We start from the raw sequence: 22104 nt of genomic DNA on the forward strand, positions 1-22104 counted from the left end.
CGCTTAGATGATCGCGCCGGGCTGGGCGATCACCTTGAGCGCTTGGGCATGGCCGCGCAGCAACCTGTCGGTTTGCGACGCCCCCTGCAGATAGGCCGCCAGCCACGCGCCGTTAAAACTGTCACCCGCCGCAGTAGTGTCGACAATCTTTTCGGCTGCCGAAACCGTCGGCGTCGCGCAGTTGGGATCAAGCGGCAAAGGGCCTTGCTCGCCCCGTTTCAGCGCCCCCTCATTCAGCCCCCAGCCGTTCAGGCGCGCGCGCACCGCCGCACCATCGCGATCGCCAAACAACGCCATCTCATCATCCAGCGACGGCAGACCGATATCAGCGACACGCCAAGCAGCCTCAATCGTGGCCTTTGCGGTGGCGACATCTTCCCACAGCCGAGGGCGATAATTGGAATCAAAGGCGATTTGCGCGCGATGCCCGGCCAGATGCTCCAACAGCGCGATGCGGATCGAGGGCGGCAAGATCGCCAGCGTGATGCCGCTCAGATAGATCAGATCCGCGCCCTCAAGCTGGGCAAAGCCGTCTTCGAACAACGTGCGCGCGGCGGATTGATCGCGCCAATAGGAAAAGCTGCGCTCGCCCGCCCCATCCAGCGCAATCGCGTAGAGGCCGGGCAGGCGCGTGGGGTGGCGGGTGATGCGCGCGCAATCCACGCCCTGCGCGGCGATAAACCCGCGCATCCGGTCCGAGACCGCATCCCCCCCCAGCACGCTGACAAAGCCGACCTGCGCCGCCGCACCGATATTGCGCGAAAGATAGACAGCCGTATTCAGCGTATCGCCAGCATAGCTGATCTGCTGTCCGGGACGGTCAAAGGACAGCTCGACCATTGCCTCACCCACGCAGGCGATGACGGTTTTCTTGCTCACATCACTGCTCCGATTTGCCAAGGTTGGAACTCGTTATCACCAAGGCCCAGTTCTTCCGATTTGCTCCGCGTCCCCGAGGCCACGCTCAGGATCGCCTCGAAAATCTCCGCCCCTTTTTGCGCGATTGGCACGCCTTGCGACAAGATATCGCCACACCCGATATCCATATCATCGGGCATCGCGCGCATCAGCGCATCCGAGGTCGCCAGTTTCAACGTCGGCGCGGGCTTGGAGCCAAACGCAGAGCCGCGCCCGGTGGTAAAGACCACGATCTGCGCGCCGCCCGCGATCTGCCCCGTCGCCGAGACCGGATCGTAGCCGGGGCTGTCCATGAAACTCAGCCCCGCTGCGCTGACCCGTTCACCATAGTCATAAAACGCGCGCAGCGGTGTCGCCCCGGCCTTGGCCACCGCCCCGAGCGATTTCTCAAGGATCGTGGTGATGCCGCCCTGTTTGTTGCCGGGGCTGGGATTGTTATCCATCGACCCGCCCCCTTGCGCGGCATAGCCCTCCCACCAGTTGAGACAGGCCATCAGACGACGCGCGACCTCTGGCGTGGTGCGGCGCAACAGCAGGTCTTCGGCACCGTGAATTTCGGGGGTTTCTGACAAGATCACACCGCCCCCCTGCCCCACGATCAAATCCGAGGCCACACCGAGCGCCGGGTTTGCTGTGATCCCCGAGAACCCGTCCGAGCCGCCGCATTGCAACCCGATGCGCAGGCTTGAAACCGGGCAATCGCTGCGTCCGGTCGCGTTGACCTGCGGCAAGATCGCACGGATCTTAGCCTTGATCGCGTCAATCGTGGCGCGCGTGCCTCCGGTCTCTTGAATCGTAAGCGCGTGAAGGCGTTCCCGGCCCGCATCACCGAAATGTGCCTGCATCCGCGCGATCTGCATGACCTCGCAGCCCAGTCCGACAAAGATCGCGGCCCCGACATTGGGATGGGTCGCATGCCCCCAAAGCACGCGTTCAAGGATCTGCGCGCCCAGCCCTGTCGCAGCCATGCCACAGCCCGTTCCATGGGCAAAGGCCGCGATCCCATCGACATTGGGATAGGGCTCCAGCAGCCCCTCGGTTTCGGCCTCGAACGCGGCGCGTTTGATGACCGTCGCCGAGCAGTTGACCGTGGCACAGAGCGCGATGAAATTACGCGTGCCAACTTGACCATTCGCGCGCGCATATCCGCGAAAGCGGCGCGCGGGTTGATCGCGTGGAATTGCCGCCTCTGCGCGCGCCAAATCGGCCCCGATCTGGTGGCTTTGATCGTGATCGCCAAAGGTGCAGTTCTGGGTGTGGACATGCGCGCCAAGCGCAATCGGCTGGCTGGCACGCCCGATAAACTGGCCGAACTTGATCACCGGATCCCCCGCAGCCATCGCGACACGCGCGATCTTGTGGCCAGCCGCGACGGGATGGGACAGCGGCGCGCCTTTGCCCAGCGGACAGCTACCTTCTGCGGCACGCAGCGGCAAAACCGCGACCGTGTCGTCGGGGTGCAAGATGATCGGCTCAGCCATTGGCACCTTCGCGCCCCTTTAGTCCCGCGATCACGCCGCGCAATTCCGCCAGCCCGCGCATCCGCCCGATCAGCGGATAGCCCGGAAACGCGTTGCGCGCGCCATCGTCAAGCAGCGCATGGCCGTGATCGGGGCGGAAGGGCAGCGCACAATCGCGCCGCCCCGTCGCGCGGCGGTGCCCCTCTTGCGCAAGCAAAGCGTCGATCAGCGCGACCAGATCGCTATCGCCCTCCAGATGGGCGGCCTCTTCGAAACTGCCATCGCTCTCTTTGCGCACATTGCGCAGATGCACGAAATGGATGCGCTCGCCAAAGCGGCGCGCGATCTGCACCAGATCGTTTTGCGGGTTCGCCCCCAGCGATCCGGAACAAAGCGTCAGACCATTGGCCGGACTGTCATAGGCGTCCAGAATCCATGCGATATCCTCTTCGTTGGAGACCACGCGCGGCAGGCCCAAAATGTCGCGCGGCGGATCATCTGGATGCACGCCAAAGCGCAGACCAAGCTCTTCGGCCGCCGGGATCACCTCGTTCAGGAAGCGCTTGTAATGGGCGCGGATTTCCGCCCGCCCGATCCCGTCATACAGTGCAAGCTGGGCGCGCAACCCGGCAATATCGTAGCGATCAAACGCGCCGGGCAGACCCGACATGATCGCGTGCAGCAGCGCCTCGCGCTCGCCCTGAGAGCTGGCCTGAAACCATGTCGCCGCTTTGGTGCGCACGTCCTGCGCGTAATCGTCCTGCGCCCCTGCACGGCCCAACATATGGATCTCGAACGCGGCCATTTTATAGGCCTCAAAGCGCAGGCAAGTCCCGCCACGCGCAAGCGGCGCGGTCAGATCCGTGCGCGTCCAATCCAGCACCGGCATGAAATTGTAGCAGATCGTGGTGATCCCTTCGGCGGCCAGATTGGCCATCGACTGACGGTAATTGGCGAAAAGCTGTGTCAGATCGCCATCGCCCCGTTTGATGCGCTCGTGGATCGGCAAGCTCTCGACAACATGCCAATGCATGCCCGCCGCCTCGATCAGGGCGCGCCGCGCAGCGATTGCTTCGCGCGGCCAAACCTCGCCATAAGGGATCTCATGCAGAGCGGTGACGATTCCCGACGCCCCGGTCTGCGCGATCTCGGGCAGGGTAATCGCGTCTAGCTCGGGGCCATACCAACGCCAGCTTTCGATCATTACGCCACCTCCTGCACAGCCACGCGCGCACCCTTTGCCAGCAAGGTTTCATAGGCCTGCGTGACCGGTTCTTGCAGCTTGGCGGCCAGCGCATCAGAGAACACCGCGCGCAAGGATAGCAGCGCTGCAACCTTGCCGCTGGCCGTCTCAGCACTGTCCGAAAGCCCGCGCAATTGCGCCGCCAGCGGGTCTTTGACCTCAATCGGCTGGCCCGTTTCATCCACGCCGCCGACATAGCGCATCCACGCCGCAATCGCGAGCATCAGCCCCGGACAAGTCCGACCATCCGCCAGCGTTTCCGCCACCGTGCCAAGAATGCGCTGGGGCAGTTTCTGGCTGCCATCCATCGCGATCTGCCACGTCCGATGACGGATCGCGGGATTGGCATAGCGTGCGGCCAACGCCTCGGCATATTCAGATAGCGACACGCCCGGCGGCGGAGTCAGCACGGGAATGATCTCGGATTGCCACAGATGCCGGACAAACCGCGCCATCTCCGGGTCGGCCATCGCATCTGCAATCGTCTCATGGCCTGCGAGATAGCCCAGATAGGCCAGCGCGGAATGGGTGCCGTTGAGCATGCGCAGCTTCATATGCTCATACGGCGTCACATCCGCGACCAACTCGGCCCCGGCGACGCCCCAATCCGGGCGGGCGTTGGCTACGAAATCATCCTCGATCACCCATTGGCTAAAGGGTTCGGGCGCGACCGGGGCGGCGTCATGATAGCCCGTCAAGTCCTCAAGACCCGCGATGTCTTCGGGTTTGGTGGCGGGCACAATCCGGTCCACCATCGTGGCGGGAAAGCGCCCCTCGTCCGCAATCCAATCGGCAAGCGCGGGGTCGATCCGGCGCGCCAGATCCAGCACCACACCGCGCAGCATCGGCCCGTTTTCGGGCAGGTTGTCACAGCTCAGAACGGTGAAAGGCGCAAGCCCGCGTGCGCGCCGCATTTGCAACGCACGCACCAGATAGCCCGGCGCCGAGACCGGCAGGTCATGGCTAAGATCATGCACGATATCGGGGTGATCGGGGTTGAGCGCCCCGCTTGCGGGCGCGTGGCAATAGCCCTTTTCGGTGATCGTCAGCGTCACGATACGGATCGCAGGATCGGCCACCGCTTCAAGCACCGCTTGGGGGTCTTCGCGCGCCACCAGAACATCGCGCACGATCTCGATGCGCTGCGCCTCGTCGCTAGCCGCGCCACGCAGCAACACGCTATAGGCAAAGCCCTGCGGCGCCAGCGCGTCGCGCATCGTGGGCGATTGCAGCGACACCCCGACAATGCCCCAATCACCGCCCGAGTTCGCCACCGCCTTGGCGGTATATACCGCACCATGCGCGCGATAAAACGCGCCAAGCCCAAGATGCACGATACCGGCCTTGGGGGCGGGGTTTACGCGGGTCATTCGATCAGCGGGCAAGCCAGCCTCCATCAACATTGAGAACCGCGCCATGGATGTAGCGCGCGGCGGGGGAACACAGGAACGCAGCAGTGCCACCGATATCTTCGGGCGCGCCCCAGCGACCGGCGGGAATGCGTTCAATGATTGCGTCGTTGCGCGCGGGATCGGCGCGCAACGCAGCGGTGTTATTGGTCGCGATATAGCCCGGCGCGATGGCGTTGACGTTGATCCCCTTGGCCGCCCATTCATTGGCCAAGATCTTGGTGAGCCCCGCCACGCCATGTTTGGACGCAGTATAAGAGGGCACGCGAATGCCGCCCTGAAACGACAGTAACGAGGCGATATTGACCACCGCCGCAGGGGTGTTTCCTTCGTCCAGCGCGGCCTTGGCAAAGGCTTGCGTGGTGAAAAACAACGCCTTGAGGTTGACGTCCATCACCGCGTCCCAATCGGCCTCGGTGAACTCCAGACTGTCGGCGCGCCGGATGATCCCGGCATTGTTAATCAAGATCGAATAGCCCTGCCCCGCAAAGACATCGCGCGCCGCCATCGGATCGGCAAAATCAAGCGTCAGGGTTTCGCCCATACCGCCCCGCGCCGCAATCATCGCGACCGTCTCATCACAGGCCCGGCGGCCCGCGCAAGTGACGCGCGCCCCCTGAGCGGCAAGAGCGACGGCAATCGCCTGCCCGATTCCGGTATTGGCACCGCTCACCAGCGCGCGCCGATCTGATAGAGAAAACGCGCTCATTTCAAATCTGCCGGCTGGACGAAATCCATATCGGTGTAATCGACATTGTCGCCCGCCATCGCCCAGATGAAGGTGTATTCGCCAATTCCCGCCCCCGCATGGATCGACCACGGCGGCGAGATCGCGGCCTCTTCATTGGCGATCATCAGATGACGGGTTTCTTGCGGCTCGCCCATCAGATGCAGGACACGCGCCTCGGGCTGCATACCCCAATAAAGATAGGCCTCCATCCGGCGATCATGGACATGGGCAGGCATCGTGTTCCAGACCGACCCGTCAAGCAATTGCGTATAGCCCAGCACCAACTGGCAGCTTTCCATGACGGTCGGGTGGATGAACTGGTTGATGACACGCTTGTTCGAGGTCGCCGCCTCGCCCATCTCGACGCGCTTGGCCTCGGCAAGTTTGATCAAACGGTGGGGGAAGGCGCGATGGGCGGGGGCGGACACAAGATAGAACCGCCCCGCGCCCTCAAATGTCACAGGGCCCGCGCCCATCCCCAGATAGAGCACATCGCCGCGCCCCATATCCCAGGTCTCTCCCGCCGCCGAAACGCGCCCCGGCCCGCCGATATTGACCACCCCCAATTCGCGCCGCTCAAGAAAGGTGGCGGTTTTGGTTTCTGCCACCTGATCGAGCGTCAGCGGCGCCCCATTCGGCACAGCCCCGCCCAGCGTGAAGCGGTCGTAATGGGTGTAAATCAGCCGGATCTCGCCGGGCGCAAACAGACCGGTGCCCAGAAAATGCTGACGCAGCTCTTGCGTGCCCATGCTGCGGGCGTGGTCGGGATGGATGGCGTGACGGGTTTCGACGCTCAGCATTGGAAGTCCTTTCACAAAAAATCGTCGCGGCGCGGGGTAAAACTGTCGATCAATTCTCCGGTCTCAAGGCAGTGACAGCCATGCTCGGCCCCGCCCGGGATCAGCAAACTGTCGCCCGCGCGCAGGTCATGCTCTTCGCCGTTCAGCAAAAATCGAAACCGCCCCGAGACACAGTAGCTCGACTGCACATGAGGATGGGAATGCAACGCCCCTGTCGCACCCGCCTCGAAGCGAACCGAGACCAGCATCAACTCGGGGGCCTCGGCGAGAACCTGTCGGGCAACACCGCGATCAGGGTGGGTGATTGGATAGCTCATGAGACATCGTCCTCTCAGTGGAACACAGATGGCAGCCAAAGCGAGAGCGCAGGAATATAGGTCACCAGCATCAGCGTCGCGAAGGTTGCAAGATAGAACGGCCAGATTGATTTCATCACCGTCGAGATCGGCACCTTGCCCACCGCGCAGCCGACAAACAGCACCGCGCCGACAGGAGGCGTGCACAGCCCGATCCCGAGGTTGAGCACCAAAATCACCCCGAAATGCACCGGATTGACCCCGAACGCCTCGGCGACGGGTAGGAAGATCGGCGTGGTAATCACGATCAGCGGCGACATATCCATGAACGTGCCCAGCACCAGCAAAAGCAGGTTGATCAACAGCAAGATCACGATCGGATTATGCGAGAAGTTTTCCAGCACATGGATCAGTTTCGCGGGCACTTGCAGATAGGCCAGAAGCCAGCCGAACGAGGCCGCGCAGCCAATCACCATCAGCACCATCGCCGTCGTGCGCACCGCGCCTTTGGTGGCCTCGATGAAGTCAGACAGCTTCATCGTGCGATACAGAAAGACCGTCACCAACAGCGCATAGACCACCGCGATATTGGAGCTTTCAGAGGCAGTGAAAACCCCCGAGCGCACTCCGCCAAAGATAATCAGGATCATGATCAGGCCGGGCACCGCATTCCAGAATAACCGCCCAAGTGCCTTGCGACCGGGGAAGGGCTCGGTTGGATAGCCACGGCGCTTGGCGACGAAATAGGCGGCCACCATCAGCGACAGCGCCAACACCAGACCCGGAATGATTCCGGCGGTGAACAGATCGGCAATCGAGATTTTCCCGCCCGCCGAAATCGAGTAGATAATCATGTTATGGCTGGGCGGCAGCATCAGCGCGATGATCGCCGCAGTCACGGTGATATTGACGCCGTAATCGGCCCCATAGCCGCGCGCGCGCATCTGCGGCACCATCAGCCCGCCGACCGCCGAGGCATCCGCCGCCGCCGAGCCTGACACGCCGCCAAACATCACCGAGGCAAGGATATTCACCTGCCCCAGACCGCCGCGAATATGGCCCACCAGCGCGCCCGCCAGCGCCACCAAGCGGCGCGCAATATCGCCGCGCACCATCAGATCCCCGGCATAGATGAAAAACGGAATCGCCATCAGCGCGAACACCGACACGCCAGAATTCAGGCGTTGGAACACCACCACTGGCGGCAGCCCGAGATAGGTGACCGTGGCGAAGGACGCGACGCCCAGACAAAACGCCACCGGCGTTCCGATCAGCAACAAGACAGAGAACGTCCCGAACAAAATCCAGAGTTCCATAGCATCAGTTCCCTTCGCCTACAGGGGCCGCGCCTTCAAGCTCAGCCGCCTCGTGATCGTCGCCAAACCGCGCTGTCGGCAGTCCCGCAAACCGGCGCAGGATGCGCTCGGCGCAAAAGATCATCAGCAGCGCCCCGCCCGCCAAGACCGGCACAAAGCGGAAGGCCCCTGAGACCCCGATCCCCGAGATCGTCGTCGACGCCATCTTGTCAGCCAGAAGCCAGCCATATTTGAGCATCCCGAACCCAAAAGCCGCGACCACCAGATCCGAAATCGAAAAGAAGGTAAGACGCGCCTTTTCGGGCAGCACAAAGAGCAACACGTCAAAGCTCAGGTGATAGCCTTCGCGAATGCCCACGGCGGCACCGAGAAAGATGAACCAGCCCATCAGAATGACGCTGGCAGGTTCGGCCCAGAACAGGCTTGAGCCCAAGACATAGCGGTAAAACACCTGGGCAAAGACGAAAGCTGTCATCAGCACCAGTCCGATCCCGGACAGCCATAGGGCAGCCTGACCCAGCCATCCGGTCCAGACGGCCAGTTTCTCCATAACGTCGCGCATTGCTGGGATCTCCAGAAGATGAGTGGGCCCCCGCCGCAGCGGGCGGAGGCCGGGCGATCAGATCACTGGGTCGCTTGAATGCGCGCGACCAGATCCTTTGCCTCAGGCGTGGTCACGTATTTGTCGTAGACCGGCTTCATTGCGTCGATGAAGGGTTGCTTGTCGATGTCTTTGACCACTTTGACACCCGCCGCGACGACTTTGTCCTCGGATTTTTTCTCTTGCTCGGCCCACAGTTTGCGCTCAAGCGTTTCAGAGTTTTTCGCCGCAGCCTTGATGACCGTTTGATCCTCGGGGCTCAGCTTGTTCCAAGTCGTTTTCGACATCGCCACCAGCTCAGGCACCATCAGGTGTTGATCCAGCGTGTAATAGGGCGCGACTTCGTAATGGCCCGAGCTGTCATAAGAGGGCCAGTTGTTTTCCGCACCATCAATGACGCCGGTCTGGATCGAGGAATACACCTCGCCATACGGCATCGGCGTGGCATTGGCGCCAAGCGCCTTCATCATGTCAACGAAGACGTCGTTTTGCATGACGCGGAACTTCATGCCCTTGAGATCGGCAATCGAGTTGATCGGGTGCTTGGAGTTGTAAAAGCTGCGCGAACCGGAATCGTAATTGGCCAATTGCACAAGGTCATGCGATTCAAAGGCTTTGCCAACTTCGGCACCGATGGGACCGTCGAGAACGTGGTGCTGATGTTCGACCGAACGGAACAGATAGGGCAACGAGAACAGCTGCGTTTCCGGCACGATATCGTTGAACGTGCCAAACGAGGCGCGCACCATATCGATCACACCCAATTGGGTCTGCTCGATCGTGTCTTTTTCCTCGCCAAGCTGGGCCGAGGGATAGACCTCGATGCAGATCCGGCCATCCGTTTTGGCCTCAACCTCTTTGGCCATGGCTTTCACCGCCTCAACGGTCGGATAGCCATCGGGGTGGGTGTCAGACGAGCGCAACGTCATGTCGCAAGCCGATGCGGCTGTGGCAAACGCGGCAGATGCCAGCAATGCTGCAAGTGTTGTCAAAGTCTTCTTCATTCTCTCTCTCCTCCCAAAGATCGCTCGTTCAGAGCTTGTAGGCCTGTCGTGCAAGCCTGTGTGTGAGGTCTTGTATGACCTCATAAGCATCCTCCTCCGACAGCCGCCCTGTGGCGACCAGATTGGCGAGGAATCCAGCATCGACCCGGCGGGCCACATCATGGCGCGCCGGGATCGAAAGATAGGCGCGCGTGTCATCATTGAAGCCCACGGTGTTATAAAACCCCGCCGTTTCCGTGATCATTTCGCGATAGCGCCACATGCCCTCAAAGCTGTCATGAAACCACCATGCGGGGCCAAGACGCAGACAGGGATAGACACCCGCCAGCGGCGCGAGTTCGCGCGCATAGGATGTCTCATCAAGGGTGAACAGAATGACGCGCAGATCGGGTTCTTCGCCCACCGCATCCAACAGCGGCTTGAGCGCCGCAACATAATCGGTGCGCGTCGGGATGTCATAGCCCTTGTCGCGCCCAAAGCGTTGATGCACCGGGGTAGAATGGTTGCGCCACGAGCCGGGGTGGATTTGCATGACCAGCCCGTCTTCAACCGACATCTTCGCCATCTCGGTCAGCATCTGGGCGCGAAACGCCTCGCGCTCGGCGGCATCGGCCTGACCTGCCAGCACCTTGTCATAAAGCGCCTTCGCCCCGGCCCGATCAAGATTGAGCGTCGCCGCCGTGCGATGACCATGATCGCTTGAGGTCGCCCCAAAGGATTTGAAATAGCCGCGCCGGTCGCGATGCGCGTCGAGATAGGCATCAAACGAGGTGCTGCTTTGCCCACCGAGCGCACAGAACTGCTCGATATTATCCCCAAAACCCTCAAAGTCTGGATCGGTCACGGCATCGGGGCGATAGGCCGTAATCACCCGCCCGTCCCAGCCACTCTCACTGATCATCTTGTGCCATTTCAGATCATCAAGCGGGCTTTCCGTCGTCGCGATCACCTCGATATTGAAGCGTTTGAACAAAGCGCGCGGGCGCATCTCGGGGCGCGTCAATGCCTGCGAAATCCGGTCGTAATAGTCATCGGCGGTCGCCGCACTCAGCGGCGTGTCAAAGCCAAAGACGGTCTCAAAGGCATGATCAAGCCAAAGCCGCGACGGCGTTGCGCGAAACAGATGATAGTGCTGGGCAAAGCAGCGCCAGATTTTGCGCCCGTCGGTTTCGCTCGCGCCCCCATCGACGCGCGGCACACCCAGACTTTCCAGCGGCACGCCCTGCGAATGCAGCATCCGAAACACATAATGATCGGGCGTGACAAGCAACTGCGCGGGGTCCGCGAACGGTGCGTCTTGGGCAAACCAGCGCGGGTCGGTATGGCCATGAGGCGAGACGATGGGCGCATTTTTGACCGCGTCATACAGTGCGCGCGCCAGCGCACGCACCCCTTGATCGACTGGTAAAAGACGATTTTCGTCAAGCAGCGCCATGGCATCCGCCTCCCCTCGTTGCTAAGGCTTGTAGCAGTAGACAACCGCTACACTAATAGACTAATATGCTAGAATATTCGACCCGTCAATAAGGAGTCCCGATGTCCGACGCCATGCTCTTGCCACAGCTCGATCTGAATGCGCGCCCCTCGGTCGCGGATCAGGTCTTTGCCGAGCTGCATCGTCAGATCCTCTCGCTGGAACTTGCGCCGGGCGCAAAGCTGTCAGAGGTCGAGGTCGCCAGGCAGATGGGGGTGTCGCGTCAACCGGTGCGCGATGCATTCTACCGGCTGTCAAAACAGGGGTTTTTGCTGATCCGGCCGCAGCGTGCGACAACCGTTTCACTGATTTCATCCGATGCCGTGATGCAGGCAAGCTTCATTCGCACCGCCTTGGAAATTGAAACGATCCGCGTCGCCACCGAAGCGCTGAGCGAGGCCGATCTGCGCGCGCTGCACGATGTGCTGGCAGAACAGCGCGCCGCCGTCGAGCGCGAAGACCGCATCGGGTTTCATCGGCTGGATGATCAATTCCACCGCGAGATTTGCACCCGCGCGGGCATCGGCTTCACATGGGAGCTGATCGCCGAGAACAAGGGGCATATGGACCGGGTGCGCATGCTGTCGCTGTCCTTCGCCTCGCGCGATGCCTTTGACGATCACGAGCACATAATGGCCGCGCTAGAGGCGCGCAACGTCGAGGCCTCGACCATGGCAATGCGCACGCATCTGGCGCGAATCCGCACCCAGATTCACCGCATCCGCGCCGATCATTCTGCCTTGTTTGAAGCGGGCGATGACAGCGCGCCTGCGTAAACCTGGGTCTTATCGCTGGCCCCATCGTCCTGCGTTTCTTTGGTGTTGGCGACATTCACCCCGAAATCTTCCAGCACAGCCAGAATGGCCGGGGTCACGAACAGCGACAGCAGCGTCGCAGCCGTCAGACCAAAGGCCAGACTGGCCACAATCGGACGCAGGAATTGCGCCTGTGTGCTTTGCTCTAACAGCAGCGGACCCAGACCGACCACCGTGGTCAAAGAGGTGAGGAAAATCGCGCGGAAGCGATCGCGCACCGCCTCGCGTCCCGCATCCAGCATCGAGGCCCCCGCCGCGCGACGCTCTCCGATAAAGGCATCCAGCAAGATCGAGTCATTCACCACAACCCCCGCCAAAGTCGCAAGACCCACAAGGCTTGGCAGCGAGATTTGCAACCCCAGCGCCAAGTGCCCCCACATCACGCCAACCAGACTAAGCGGCACCACCGCCAGCACCGCAACGGGGCGAATAAAGCTGCTCATATAGAAGGACAACAGCAGGTAAACCCCGATGATCCCCGCCGCCATGTAGCGCGCCAAAGATGCCCCCGTAGTGGCGGTATCCTCGGCCTCGCCCAGAATGACCACCTTCACGCCGGGGCGTTTTTTCGCCAATTCGGGCAGGTAATCGGCCCGCATCGCCGCCATCAGCTCGCCAGAATTGGCGATATCGGGATTGATCGAGCCTTGCACCGAAACCGCGCGCTGCCCGTTCACATGGCTGATCGTGTTGAAGCCGCGCGTTTGCGTCACATCCGCCACCGCCGAAAGCGGCACCAGCGCGCCATTCGCGCCCGGCACGCGCAGCGCCAAGATATCGCCCAGCGTCTTGCGATCAGATGCAGCTAGGCGGGCGACCACATCAATCTGCCCGTATACATCAGAGAACGACGCCGCGCTGTCGCCACGAAAGGCGGCGCGCAGCCCGCTTGCCAGCGCCTGCGGCGTAACCCCCAAAAGATTGGCAGCACCGGGACGCATCCGCACCACGATTTCAGGCTTGCCCGGTTGCAGATCGAAGGTCACATCGCGCACCCCGTCAAAGCCGCGAAAGAATTTGCGCAATTCGCGTGCGGTCAGCGCCAACTCGTCCAGATCATTGCCCTCAATCAGCAAATCAATCGGCTTGCCCCCCGCCCCACGTTCCTTATCGGTAAAGCGGATCGCGGCCATATCAGGCATTTGTCCGGTCAGCTTTTTCCACTGATCGACAATCGTGCTGACCTCGGTCGTGCGCACGCCTGCGGGCAGCAATGCGGCGCTGATCGTGGCCATATTCGGCCCTGCGCTGGGGCTGTCGGCATTATAGCCATAGGTAATCGTGTAGTTTTTCACCAAGGGCTGGGCACCGGGCTGATCGGGGCTGAGATCGCTGTTCATCTGCTCAAGCGCCTTGACGACCTTTGCCACCCGCGCCTCTGTGCGCTCCAGCGGTGACCCTGCCGCCAGCAAAAGGCGCGCCTCGACCGTGTCGCTTTCCAGCGTCGGGAAGCTTTGGAACTTGATCAGCCCACCCGTGAAGGGCGCAATCGACAGCGCCACAAGCAAGATCGCGAGTCCGATCGTGAGATAGCGAAAGCGCAGCGCCAGACCCGCGAGCGGCACAATCACGCCATCGCGAAACCGATCGAACGCGCCATTGACCGCACGGCTCACCCGCCCCGGTCGCACATCGCCATGCAGCGAATGACGCATATGCGCAGGCAAGATAAGGAACGCCTCGATCAGGCTGACAGTCAGCGTAATCAACAGCACGATCGGGATATATTTCAGCAGCGCCCCGATATTGCCGCTCAGAAAGCTCAGCGGTCCGATGATCATCGCCGTCGTCAAGAACGAGGCAATCACCCCCGGCCCGACCTGCATCACCCCGTTGAGGGCTGCCTGCTGCGCGCTTTCGCCCGCCTGTCGGCGGCGCACGATGTTTTCAGAGATAACAATGGCATCATCCATCAACAGACCTGTCGCCACCAACAGCGCCACCATCGTCATCATGTTGATGGTATAGCCCAAAAGCTGCATCACAAAGATCGCCCCGAGGAACGAAATCGGAAGCCCCATCGCGACCCAGAACGACATGCGAAAGCCAAAGAACAGCCACATCGCCACCAGCACCAAGATCAGCCCCTGCACACCGTTCCAGCCGATAATGCGCAGCCGCTCACGGATGTTTTCCGTCGAATCCGCTGAAATCGTCAGCTTGATATTGCCCGGAGCCTCAGCCTGCGCCTGTGCCAGATCGCGGTCCAGCGCGGCTTTCACCTTGAGCGCGTCTTGCGAGGCGGTTTTGGATACGGCCACGATGGCCGCGCGCTCTCCGTCGAAATAGCTGGCCTGCGAAGGATCATCAAAGCCCTCGCGGATCGTCGCGACATCGCCCAGCCGCACCTCGCCCCCAGCCGCACTTCCCGCGATCGGGATTTGCGCCAATTCATAAGGCGTGCGCTTTTCGCCCAGGAACCGGATCGCGGTCTCTCCTGAGGGGCCTTGCAGCGTGCCCGCAGGCATATCCAGACTGTGACGGGCAAGTGCCGCACCGATATCCGTCATATCAAGATGGAGCCGCTCCAGCGCGGTCTGGTTGAATTCCACCCCGATTTCGCGATTGGAAAACCCTTTGACATCAACTAGCGAGATCGCCGGATCTGCGCGCAGCCGGTCGGCCAAATTCTGGCCATAGGCAAACAGCACCGCCGGATCTTTGGGCCCCGTCACGGCAATCGAGGCGACCGAACTGACCCGCTCGACAATCTGAACCACGGGGGCATCGGCCTTGCCGGGAAAGCTTGAAATGCCATCCAGCGTGTCTTTTACATCATTGTAAAACCGCGTCATGTTGGCGCCTTCGATCATCTTGGCAGTGATCAGGGCCATGTTTTCGCGCGCAAGACAGGTTAGCTTGGCAAGGTTCTCGACCTTCATCAGCAGCGGATCGGCAAGCGTGCAAATCCCGGTTTCCACCTCGGAGGGGGCGGCGCCGGGATAGGTGATGCGCACCGACACTTCCGAGGGCGGCGTGACGGGGAACGTGTCGCGCTGCAACGTCGGCAGGGCCAGCAGTCCCAGCCCCGCGATCGCGATCATCAGAATATTGGCCGCCGTGCGGTGGCCCGCAAACAGCGCGATCATTGCGCGGCCTCTTTGGATTTACCCGCGCCGCTGCCCGGTTTCGCCACCGCTGCGGTCTGCCCCAGCGCCTCGGCGGCGATCTGGGCCTTGCGCGCCTCATCCTCGACCGGCTTAACGGCCATGCCCGGCACCGCGATGGAAGGATCGGTCACCACCAGCTTGTCACCCGGTGATAACCCCTTGCTCACCACCGCCAGATCCCCCGAGGTGAACCCGATCACCACAGGCCGCTTTTCCAGCGTGCCCTCCGCCGAAATCACCAGCGCCATACCGTTTTGCACCGCCTCGGCGGGCACCACGAGAGCCTGTTGTTTGGGGGCCGACAGTTCGACTTCGACAAACATGTTGCGCCGCAATGGCGGGCGCTCTCCGGCGACGCTTTGGGCTTGCGGATCGGTGACGCGCACCACCACAGGCGCGCTTTGCGTGCGCTCATCAATCGCGTCGCCCATCCGCTCGACCTTGGCGGGCCACACCACGACATGCCCTGGCGCGGGCAGTTTGACCTGCGCCTTGAGCTTGGTGACGGCTGCGTTTTCCCCCGCAAGGCGCAGCAGCGGCCCTATCCGCCCAATCGGGAATTGCGCCGAAATATCTGCAGCGTCCACGCCCTCTCCCGTCAACAGAACCTGCCCGCGATTGACATATTGGCCGATATCCGCGCTCAGATCGCTCACGCGCAGATCATAAGGCGCACGAATGTCGGCAAAGCCGATCGAGCGTTCTAGCCCCGCGCGTTGCGTGGCCAGAACATCGCGCTCGGCCGCATTCAGGGCGAGTTGATTGTTCAGCTCAGTCACCTTGGTGCGCGCGGTCAATTCCTGACGTTGCGTGGCATCCAGCGCGGCCTGCGTCACCACGCCTTGAGTGTTGAGCCGCGTCTGGCGTTCCAGATCGGCACGTACCAAGTCCAGATCAGACTGCGCCAAAGCCAGACTTGTGCGCACCGTGTCATCCTTGATGCTCGAGGCCGCAATTTGCGCATCGACCCCGGCCAAGGTCAGCTTCATGTCGCTATCGTCGATGCGAAACACCAAGCTGCCCTGTTTGACGATATCTCCCGGCGCTAGCGGTTTGGCGACCTCGGTAATCGCCCCTTCGATACGCGCCACCGCACGCCATTCGCGCACCGGCGCAACCGAGCCATAGCCCGTCACGCGGGGGATCAGCGCGATGGGCGCAACGGTGATGACACGCACCAAAGTGGGCGGACGGCTCACCGCGCCAGGCTCTGGCAGTTTTCGCAGATTGCCCGCGAAGAAGATGCCCGCCACACCAAGCGCCACCGGTACCGCCACCATAAGAGCACGCCGCATCACGAGGCCAACTGTCGCCATTCCAAAACCCTACCCTTATCGTGTACTTGCGAAAGACTTTGCGCGATGAAAACGCAAGTTTCGAGTCCTTATTTCTAGCGACATCGAGATCGCGATCATGGGGTTGCGTCACAGGAATGCGCAATATCGGGTAGGGCCGCGACATCGCGCGCCAGCCTGATAATCAGACGATAACATTTCCGCAAACGGCGCCGCGCATGTCCCCCAACTGCCGTTACGTTTCGCAACCCCGCCCCGCAAAGTCGTTTTCGCAATAGCCGCCTCGGTGCTATGAAGACCCAAGCCCCCAGCCAGATCATGAGGCACAGATGACCGACATGCCCTCCTCGCAGTATTTCGTTGTTACGATCACAGATGGCGTTGCACATCTTGAGATGAACAACCCCGACAAGGCCAATAGCATGACGCCCGATTTCTGGGCGGATCTGCCGCGCATTGCGGCCGCGCTTGATGCCGATCCGGCGGTGCGCTGTGTCGTGTTGTCCGGACGCGGACGGCATTTCACCTCGGGGATGGATCTGGCGGTGTTCAACGGCATCACCGCCTTGATGCAATCCGAGCCGGGACGCGGGGCCTATGCGCTGCGCGATCTGGTGACAAAGTTTCAAGCCGCGCTCAGCAGTCTTGAAACGCTGCGCGTGCCCGTCATCGCCGCGACTCATGGCGTTTGCCTTGGCGGTGGGATCGACCTGATCACAGCCTGTGACATTCGCATCGCCAGCGCCGAGACCGCCTTTGGGATCGAAGAGATCCATATCGGCATGACGGCGGATGTCGGCACGCTGCAACGCCTGCCCAAGCTGATCGCGCCCGGTATCGTGCGCGAACTGGCCTATACGGGACGGCGTTTCAGCGCGGATGAGGCCAAGGGCTGGGGGCTTGTGAACGCAATCCATCCCGACCGCGACGCCACCATCGCCGCCGCCCTTGCGATGGCCCATGAGATCGCGGCGAAATCGCCGCTGGCGATTGCGGGCACCAAGCAGGCGCTGACCTATGCGCGCGATCACTCGGTGGCCGATGGGCTGGATCAGATCGCGACGTGGAATGGCGGCATGCTGCGCCCTGAAGATTTGATGAAAGCGCTGCAAGCCAAGATGACGAAGCAAACCGCGCTGTTTGCCGATCTGCTCAACGACGCGGGCTGAGCTACGAATGCCAAGGGATCGCGCCGCGGTTGTCGGACCTGCGGCGCGCCCCGATCAGGCGTTTCGCCCGGCTACGCGCCCCGAGAACAGGCAGCCGCCCAGGAACGTGCCCTCCAGCGCGTTATAGCCGTGATAGCCGCCCCCGCCAAAGCCCGCGACCTCCCCGGCGGCAAACAACCCGCCAATCGGCTCGCCGGCTTGATCCAGCACCTGCCCGCTCAGATCGGTATGCAGCCCACCCAAAGACTTGCGCGTCAGCACATTCAGCCGCACCGCGATCAGCGGACCGCAACTTGGATCAAGGATCTTGTGCGGCTTGGCGGTGCGGATCAGGCGATCACCCAGATAGGCGCGCGCCCCGCGAATGGCGGTGATCTGGGCATCCTTGGAAAACCGATTGTCAATTTCGCGATCACGCGCTTCGATCTGATGCTGAATATGGGCCAGATCCAGCGGAATTTCGGGCACGAGTTGCGCCATGCCCGCAACCAGCTCGGGCAAGCTGTCGCGCACGATGAAATCCGCGCCATGGGACTTAAACGCCTCGATCGGCGCGGGCGCGCCCTTGCCCAGCCGCGACTTGAGCACCGCACCCCATTTTGCCGCCGTCAGATCGGGATTTTGCTCGGATCCTGACAGCGCGAATTCCTTCTCAATGATCTTCTGGGTCAGGATAAACCAGCTATGGCCATGCCCGGTGCGCAGAATCCGCTTGAGCGTGCTCAGCGTGTCAAAGCCCGGAAAGCAGGGCGCCCCCATCCGCTCTCCCAAGGCATCAAACCACATCGCGCTGGGGCCGGGCAAAATGCGGATACCGTGATTGGGCCAGATCGGGTCCCAGTTCGCAATCCCTTCGCAGTAATGCCACATCCGGTCGCCATTGATCACCGCAGCCCCCGCCGCTTGGGCAACCTGCTGCATGCGCCCATCGACATAATCGGGCACGCCCGCAACCATTTTCGCAGGCGCCGGACCAAGGCGCTCTTGCGGCCAACTCTGGCGCACCAAAGCGTGGTTTCCCCCGATCCCCCCAGAGGTGACTACGACCGATTCTGCCGCAAATTCAACCGCCCCGATCACATCGCGATTGCTGCTTTGGCCGCGCGGCGCATCATCGGCGGCCAGCATCTCGGCGCGCACCCCGGTGATCCGGCCCTGCGTGGTGATCAAGTCCGTTACGCGATGGCGAAACGCAAAGGTCAGCGCGCCCTCGGCCTGCGCTTGGCGCACGCGCCGCTCAAACGGGGCGACCACCCCGGTGCCCGTCCCCCAAGTCACGTGAAAGCGCGGCACCGAATTGCCATGCCCATCCGCCAGCGCGCCGCCCCGCTCGGCCCAGCCCACGACCGGGAACCAGCGCATCCCAAGACCATGCAGCCAAGCGCGCATCTCGCCGCTTGCGAAATCCAGATAGGCGTTCGCGAACCTCTTGGGATTGGCATCCTCGGGCCGGTCGAACTGCGCCGCGCCAAACCAGTCCTGCGCCGCCAGATCGCGCGAGTCGCGAATGCCTAAGCGGCGTTGCTCGGGCGTATCGACCATGAACAGCCCGCCCAGCGACCAGAACGCCTGCCCACCCAAAGATTGCACGCCCTCCTGATCCATCAGCAGAACCGAGCGCCCGCGCGCCACCGCCTCCACCGCCGCAACCAGCCCTGCCAGCCCCGCCCCCACAACAATCACGTCAAATGTCGATCCTTGGGCGGTCATCGGGCTCTCCTGGCGATGTCTGAGAGCGCGGTCCGAACCAAACCGCGCGATGCCCCCAGCCTATCGCGCCCTTAGGTTTGCACAACCCACGCCGGGCCGGGGCGTGCAAATTTGCACCCGAGAATCGAAAAGGAAACCCACAACAAAAGCGTCCCTGCATTCAATATATAATATCCACCTTCCAAAAGAGTTAATACATTATTAACTTTTGTTAGTGCGACGCCTCCGAGAATGCACAACGATATTCATCACAGCCAGTTGATGATTCTGGAAATCAAAAGGTTTAATAAATGGAATGGCTAACATCTAAATAAGTACCCCAATCGGTTAATAGCAATTAAATTGCGTTAACCTCCTGAAATCGTGTCTCTATCCGGCCCCACACGGACGACGCCAAAAGTCCACGCCTTGAAAGGGATAAAACGAATGAACAAGGAAGTCACCGAACGGTTTACACCGGTCAGCTATTGCCACGCAGTTTCAGAAACAAACCTGCGTCCTGCGGCTCTTAATCCTCAATCGGAAGACCGAAGGAAGCCATTCTCTCAGCGCGTGACACCGCTGACAGATCGCGCCCCGGATTTCGACGTGTATGTCGTCATCGACAATCGCGCGCTGGAACGGGCGTGCTTTGTGCAATGCCTTCAGCAACGCTGCGAAGGCTCGACCATTGTCGATTACGAAACGCTGGCGGATTGGCGCGATGACATCGGCTCGACCGACGCCCGCCAGGTCATTCTCAGCAACCTCGGATCGCGCTCTTTGGCGGATGAAAAGGTGCGCGCCGATTTGCAGAAACTGATCGCCGAGGCCGGAGAGGTGCCCGTCGTCGTGCTTGGCGCTTGCGAGGATATCGAGGCCAGCATTTCGGCGCTGGAATGCGGCGCTGCGGGCTATATCTCGCCCTGTGTGCGCTTCGTGGATATCGTCGAGGCCACGCGCCTTGCCGTTGGGGGTGGTATCTTTTTGCCACGCGCCGCGCTGATGGCGCTACGCAAGACTGCGCCTGAGCCGGTCGAAGGCCGCGTAACGGTTCTGGATCATTTCACCGATCGCCAGCTTGCCGTGGCCGATGCGCTGCGCTGTGGTGCGGCCAACAAGATGATCGCCTATCAGCTGCAACTGCGCGAAAGCACAGTGAAAGTTCATATCCGCAACATCTTCCAGAAGCTGAAAGCAACAAACCGCACCGAGGCGGCGTTCTTGCTCAATCAGATGAACGGCTGGCCCGAAGCCGCCGACGGCGCCCCGAGATAACGGGGCGCCCCCGGGCGTCAAGGCTGGCGCACCCACCAGATCAGCGGGACTTTCGCGCGCAGAAAACTGCGCGCGGCCCCGAGTTCTTGCGACAAGGGGTGGCGCATCATCTGCAGGCCCGCAACCCAGCCAATCGCCGCCCCGATGATCGCCAGCACGGTGCTGAGCCCGCTCAGGGCGTTCCAGGATCCGACCGCCAGAACGATCACCGCCGGCAGGGCCACGGTCACAAGCGTGACGCCCCCGCTGCGCAGCAACACAAGGCCCAGCTCTGCCCAAGCGAAGGGCACTTTGCGGCGCACGAAAATCATCACGGTGATGACCTGAATCGGACCTGTCAGAAACAGGCTCAGCGCCATCACATGCAGCCCGAACCGCGACGCCCCCAGCATGATCAGGAAACACGGCGGCAGCGCGATCATCATCGCCACGGCCATATCGCGCACCCGGCCCAGCGTCACCAGAACCGGGTAGCACAGATAGACCGGGAAGAGGCAAAAGAAGGCCAGCGCCACGATCCGCACCAGCGGCACGACCTCCAGCCATTGCGGCCCCAGCAACAGGCGCACAATCGGATCGGCCAGAACAGCGATCATCGCCAAGGCAGGCCATTGCAGCCCCGAAATATAAGACAGTCCCATCAGGAATGGCGCCTTGAGCGTGCCATTATCGCGCGCATGACTGGCAAGTGCAGGCAACAGCACGGGCTGCACCGCGCTCAGGATCAGGCGATCTGGCAGTTGCGACAAAGAGATCGCACGCGCAAACAACCCCACCGCCCCAAAGCCCAGCACACGGCCCAAAATCAAACGCGGGAAGGCATCAAACAACATGCCCAAAAGCGTGACGATGCTGGACCACGCGCCAAAGGGCACCACGAGCCGCCAATCGCGCAAAGTGGGCACAAAGATCCACCAGAGCGGACGGCAGATCACCGCGCCCACCGCCGTGACACAGGCCGCCAGCACCGAGCCCCAAACAAGGCTGAACGGCCCGTAGCCCGCAAGCGCGAGCCCAATGGTCATGCTGGCATTGGCAAGCCCGGCCGCGACATTGATCGCCGCCACCGCTCCAAAGGCCATGTCGCGGCGCAGCAGCGCCAAAAGCGGCGTGCTGATCGGGGCGACCAAAAACGCCAGCGCCGCGATCCGGATCAGCCCGGCAAGCTTGGGATCTGCATAAAACTGCGCAAGGGTCTCGGCCCCAAACAACGCTAAACCACCCAGCACCAGCGACATGCAGGTGATGATCGTCACCGCCGTGCGCACCAATCGCGGCGCCAGATCGGGCTCGCGGATCAGGAACGTGCCGATGCCAAAATCGCGAAACGCCTCGATCAGGATCACGATGGTGCTGGCAACCAGAAACAGCCCGACTTCTGCGGGGGTCAGGATGCGCGAGACAATCGCCATCGTGATGATGCTCATCAGCACGACCGAAACCTTGTCGGCGAGCGCAAAGGCAAAAGAGCGGCGAACCATGGCTTGCGTCCTTTAT

The 22104-nt window shown here is 61.8% G+C and carries 18 protein-coding genes; 3 read left to right on the plus strand and 15 right to left on the minus strand.

Going from position 1 to position 22104, the window contains the following annotated elements:
* Positions 1–3: 3 nt before the first annotated feature.
* The 11 genes from AB4874_RS04310 to uxaC all read right to left on the minus strand — a co-directional run bounded on the left by AB4874_RS04310 (position 4) and on the right by uxaC (position 11212).
* Positions 4–879 carry a sugar kinase gene (locus AB4874_RS04310; RefSeq protein WP_368391066.1) on the minus strand — a complete coding sequence of 292 codons (876 nt, stop codon included), beginning with the start codon at positions 877–879 and terminating at the stop codon, positions 4–6.
* Positions 876–2399, minus strand: a complete 1524-nt coding sequence (locus AB4874_RS04315; protein WP_368391067.1) for a UxaA family hydrolase — start codon at positions 2397–2399, stop codon at positions 876–878. Before AB4874_RS04315 ends, AB4874_RS04310 begins: the two co-directional genes overlap by 4 nt.
* Entirely contained in the window at positions 2392–3582 is a 1191-nt protein-coding gene (gene uxuA / locus AB4874_RS04320; protein WP_368391068.1) for a mannonate dehydratase, read from the minus strand. Before uxuA ends, AB4874_RS04315 begins: the two co-directional genes overlap by 8 nt.
* A complete protein-coding gene (locus AB4874_RS04325; RefSeq protein ID WP_438273437.1) occupies positions 3582–5006 on the minus strand; it encodes a mannitol dehydrogenase family protein in 1425 nt (474 codons plus the stop codon). The genes uxuA and AB4874_RS04325 overlap by 1 nt, the downstream gene beginning before the upstream one ends.
* Positions 4996–5739 (minus strand): 2-dehydro-3-deoxy-D-gluconate 5-dehydrogenase KduD, encoded by a 744-nt coding sequence (gene kduD / locus AB4874_RS04330; RefSeq protein ID WP_368391069.1) that lies wholly within the window; start codon positions 5737–5739, stop codon positions 4996–4998. The genes AB4874_RS04325 and kduD overlap by 11 nt, the downstream gene beginning before the upstream one ends.
* Positions 5736–6560, minus strand: a complete 825-nt coding sequence (kduI, locus tag AB4874_RS04335) for a 5-dehydro-4-deoxy-D-glucuronate isomerase (RefSeq protein WP_368391070.1) — start codon at positions 6558–6560, stop codon at positions 5736–5738. Before kduI ends, kduD begins: the two co-directional genes overlap by 4 nt.
* A gap of 11 nt (positions 6561–6571) precedes the next feature.
* Positions 6572–6877: a cupin domain-containing protein gene (locus AB4874_RS04340; RefSeq protein ID WP_368391071.1), complete on the minus strand. Its 306-nt coding sequence runs from the start codon at positions 6875–6877 to the stop codon at positions 6572–6574.
* 14 nt (positions 6878–6891) lie between these two features.
* Complete coding sequence (locus tag AB4874_RS04345) at positions 6892–8172, minus strand: TRAP transporter large permease (RefSeq protein ID WP_295531797.1); 1281 nt, start codon at positions 8170–8172, stop codon at positions 6892–6894.
* A gap of 4 nt (positions 8173–8176) precedes the next feature.
* Complete coding sequence (locus tag AB4874_RS04350) at positions 8177–8734, minus strand: TRAP transporter small permease (RefSeq protein WP_368391072.1); 558 nt, start codon at positions 8732–8734, stop codon at positions 8177–8179.
* A 62-nt stretch (positions 8735–8796) separates the two neighbouring features.
* Positions 8797–9777 carry a TRAP transporter substrate-binding protein gene (locus AB4874_RS04355; RefSeq protein ID WP_295531803.1) on the minus strand — a complete coding sequence of 327 codons (981 nt, stop codon included), beginning with the start codon at positions 9775–9777 and terminating at the stop codon, positions 8797–8799.
* A gap of 28 nt (positions 9778–9805) precedes the next feature.
* The gene (uxaC, locus tag AB4874_RS04360) at positions 9806–11212 is read right to left on the minus strand and encodes a glucuronate isomerase (protein WP_368391073.1); all 1407 of its coding nucleotides are present in this window, start codon (positions 11210–11212) and stop codon (positions 9806–9808) included.
* Between the two features lie 101 nt (positions 11213–11313).
* Here uxaC and AB4874_RS04365 point away from each other — a divergent pair, with 101 nt between their 5' ends.
* Positions 11314–12027: a GntR family transcriptional regulator gene (locus AB4874_RS04365; RefSeq protein ID WP_368391074.1), complete on the plus strand. Its 714-nt coding sequence runs from the start codon at positions 11314–11316 to the stop codon at positions 12025–12027.
* Here AB4874_RS04365 and AB4874_RS04370 read toward each other — a convergent pair.
* Positions 11982–15155 (minus strand): efflux RND transporter permease subunit, encoded by a 3174-nt coding sequence (locus AB4874_RS04370; RefSeq protein WP_368391075.1) that lies wholly within the window; start codon positions 15153–15155, stop codon positions 11982–11984. The two genes, AB4874_RS04365 and AB4874_RS04370, sit on opposite strands and share 46 nt — an antisense overlap.
* Positions 15152–16492, minus strand: coding sequence for an efflux RND transporter periplasmic adaptor subunit (locus tag AB4874_RS04375; protein WP_368391076.1), 1341 nt, complete (start codon positions 16490–16492; stop codon positions 15152–15154). The genes AB4874_RS04370 and AB4874_RS04375 overlap by 4 nt, the downstream gene beginning before the upstream one ends.
* A gap of 308 nt (positions 16493–16800) precedes the next feature.
* Here AB4874_RS04375 and AB4874_RS04380 point away from each other — a divergent pair, with 308 nt between their 5' ends.
* Positions 16801–17640, plus strand: coding sequence for a crotonase/enoyl-CoA hydratase family protein (locus tag AB4874_RS04380; protein WP_368391077.1), 840 nt, complete (start codon positions 16801–16803; stop codon positions 17638–17640).
* Positions 17641–17694: 54 nt separating this feature from the next.
* On the opposite strand, the gene AB4874_RS04385 is transcribed toward AB4874_RS04380, so the two are convergent.
* Positions 17695–19350 (minus strand): FAD-binding dehydrogenase, encoded by a 1656-nt coding sequence (locus AB4874_RS04385; protein WP_368391078.1) that lies wholly within the window; start codon positions 19348–19350, stop codon positions 17695–17697.
* A gap of 426 nt (positions 19351–19776) precedes the next feature.
* Here AB4874_RS04385 and AB4874_RS04390 point away from each other — a divergent pair, with 426 nt between their 5' ends.
* Complete coding sequence (locus AB4874_RS04390) at positions 19777–20607, plus strand: response regulator transcription factor (RefSeq protein WP_368391079.1); 831 nt, start codon at positions 19777–19779, stop codon at positions 20605–20607.
* 17 nt (positions 20608–20624) lie between these two features.
* Here the strand turns inward: AB4874_RS04390 and AB4874_RS04395 are convergent, their stop codons facing one another.
* The gene (locus AB4874_RS04395) at positions 20625–22088 is read right to left on the minus strand and encodes an oligosaccharide flippase family protein (protein WP_368391080.1); all 1464 of its coding nucleotides are present in this window, start codon (positions 22086–22088) and stop codon (positions 20625–20627) included.
* Positions 22089–22104 lie beyond the last annotated feature (16 nt).

The organism is Thioclava arctica (assembly GCF_040892615.1).
GTDB lineage: Bacteria > Pseudomonadota > Alphaproteobacteria > Rhodobacterales > Rhodobacteraceae > Thioclava > Thioclava arctica.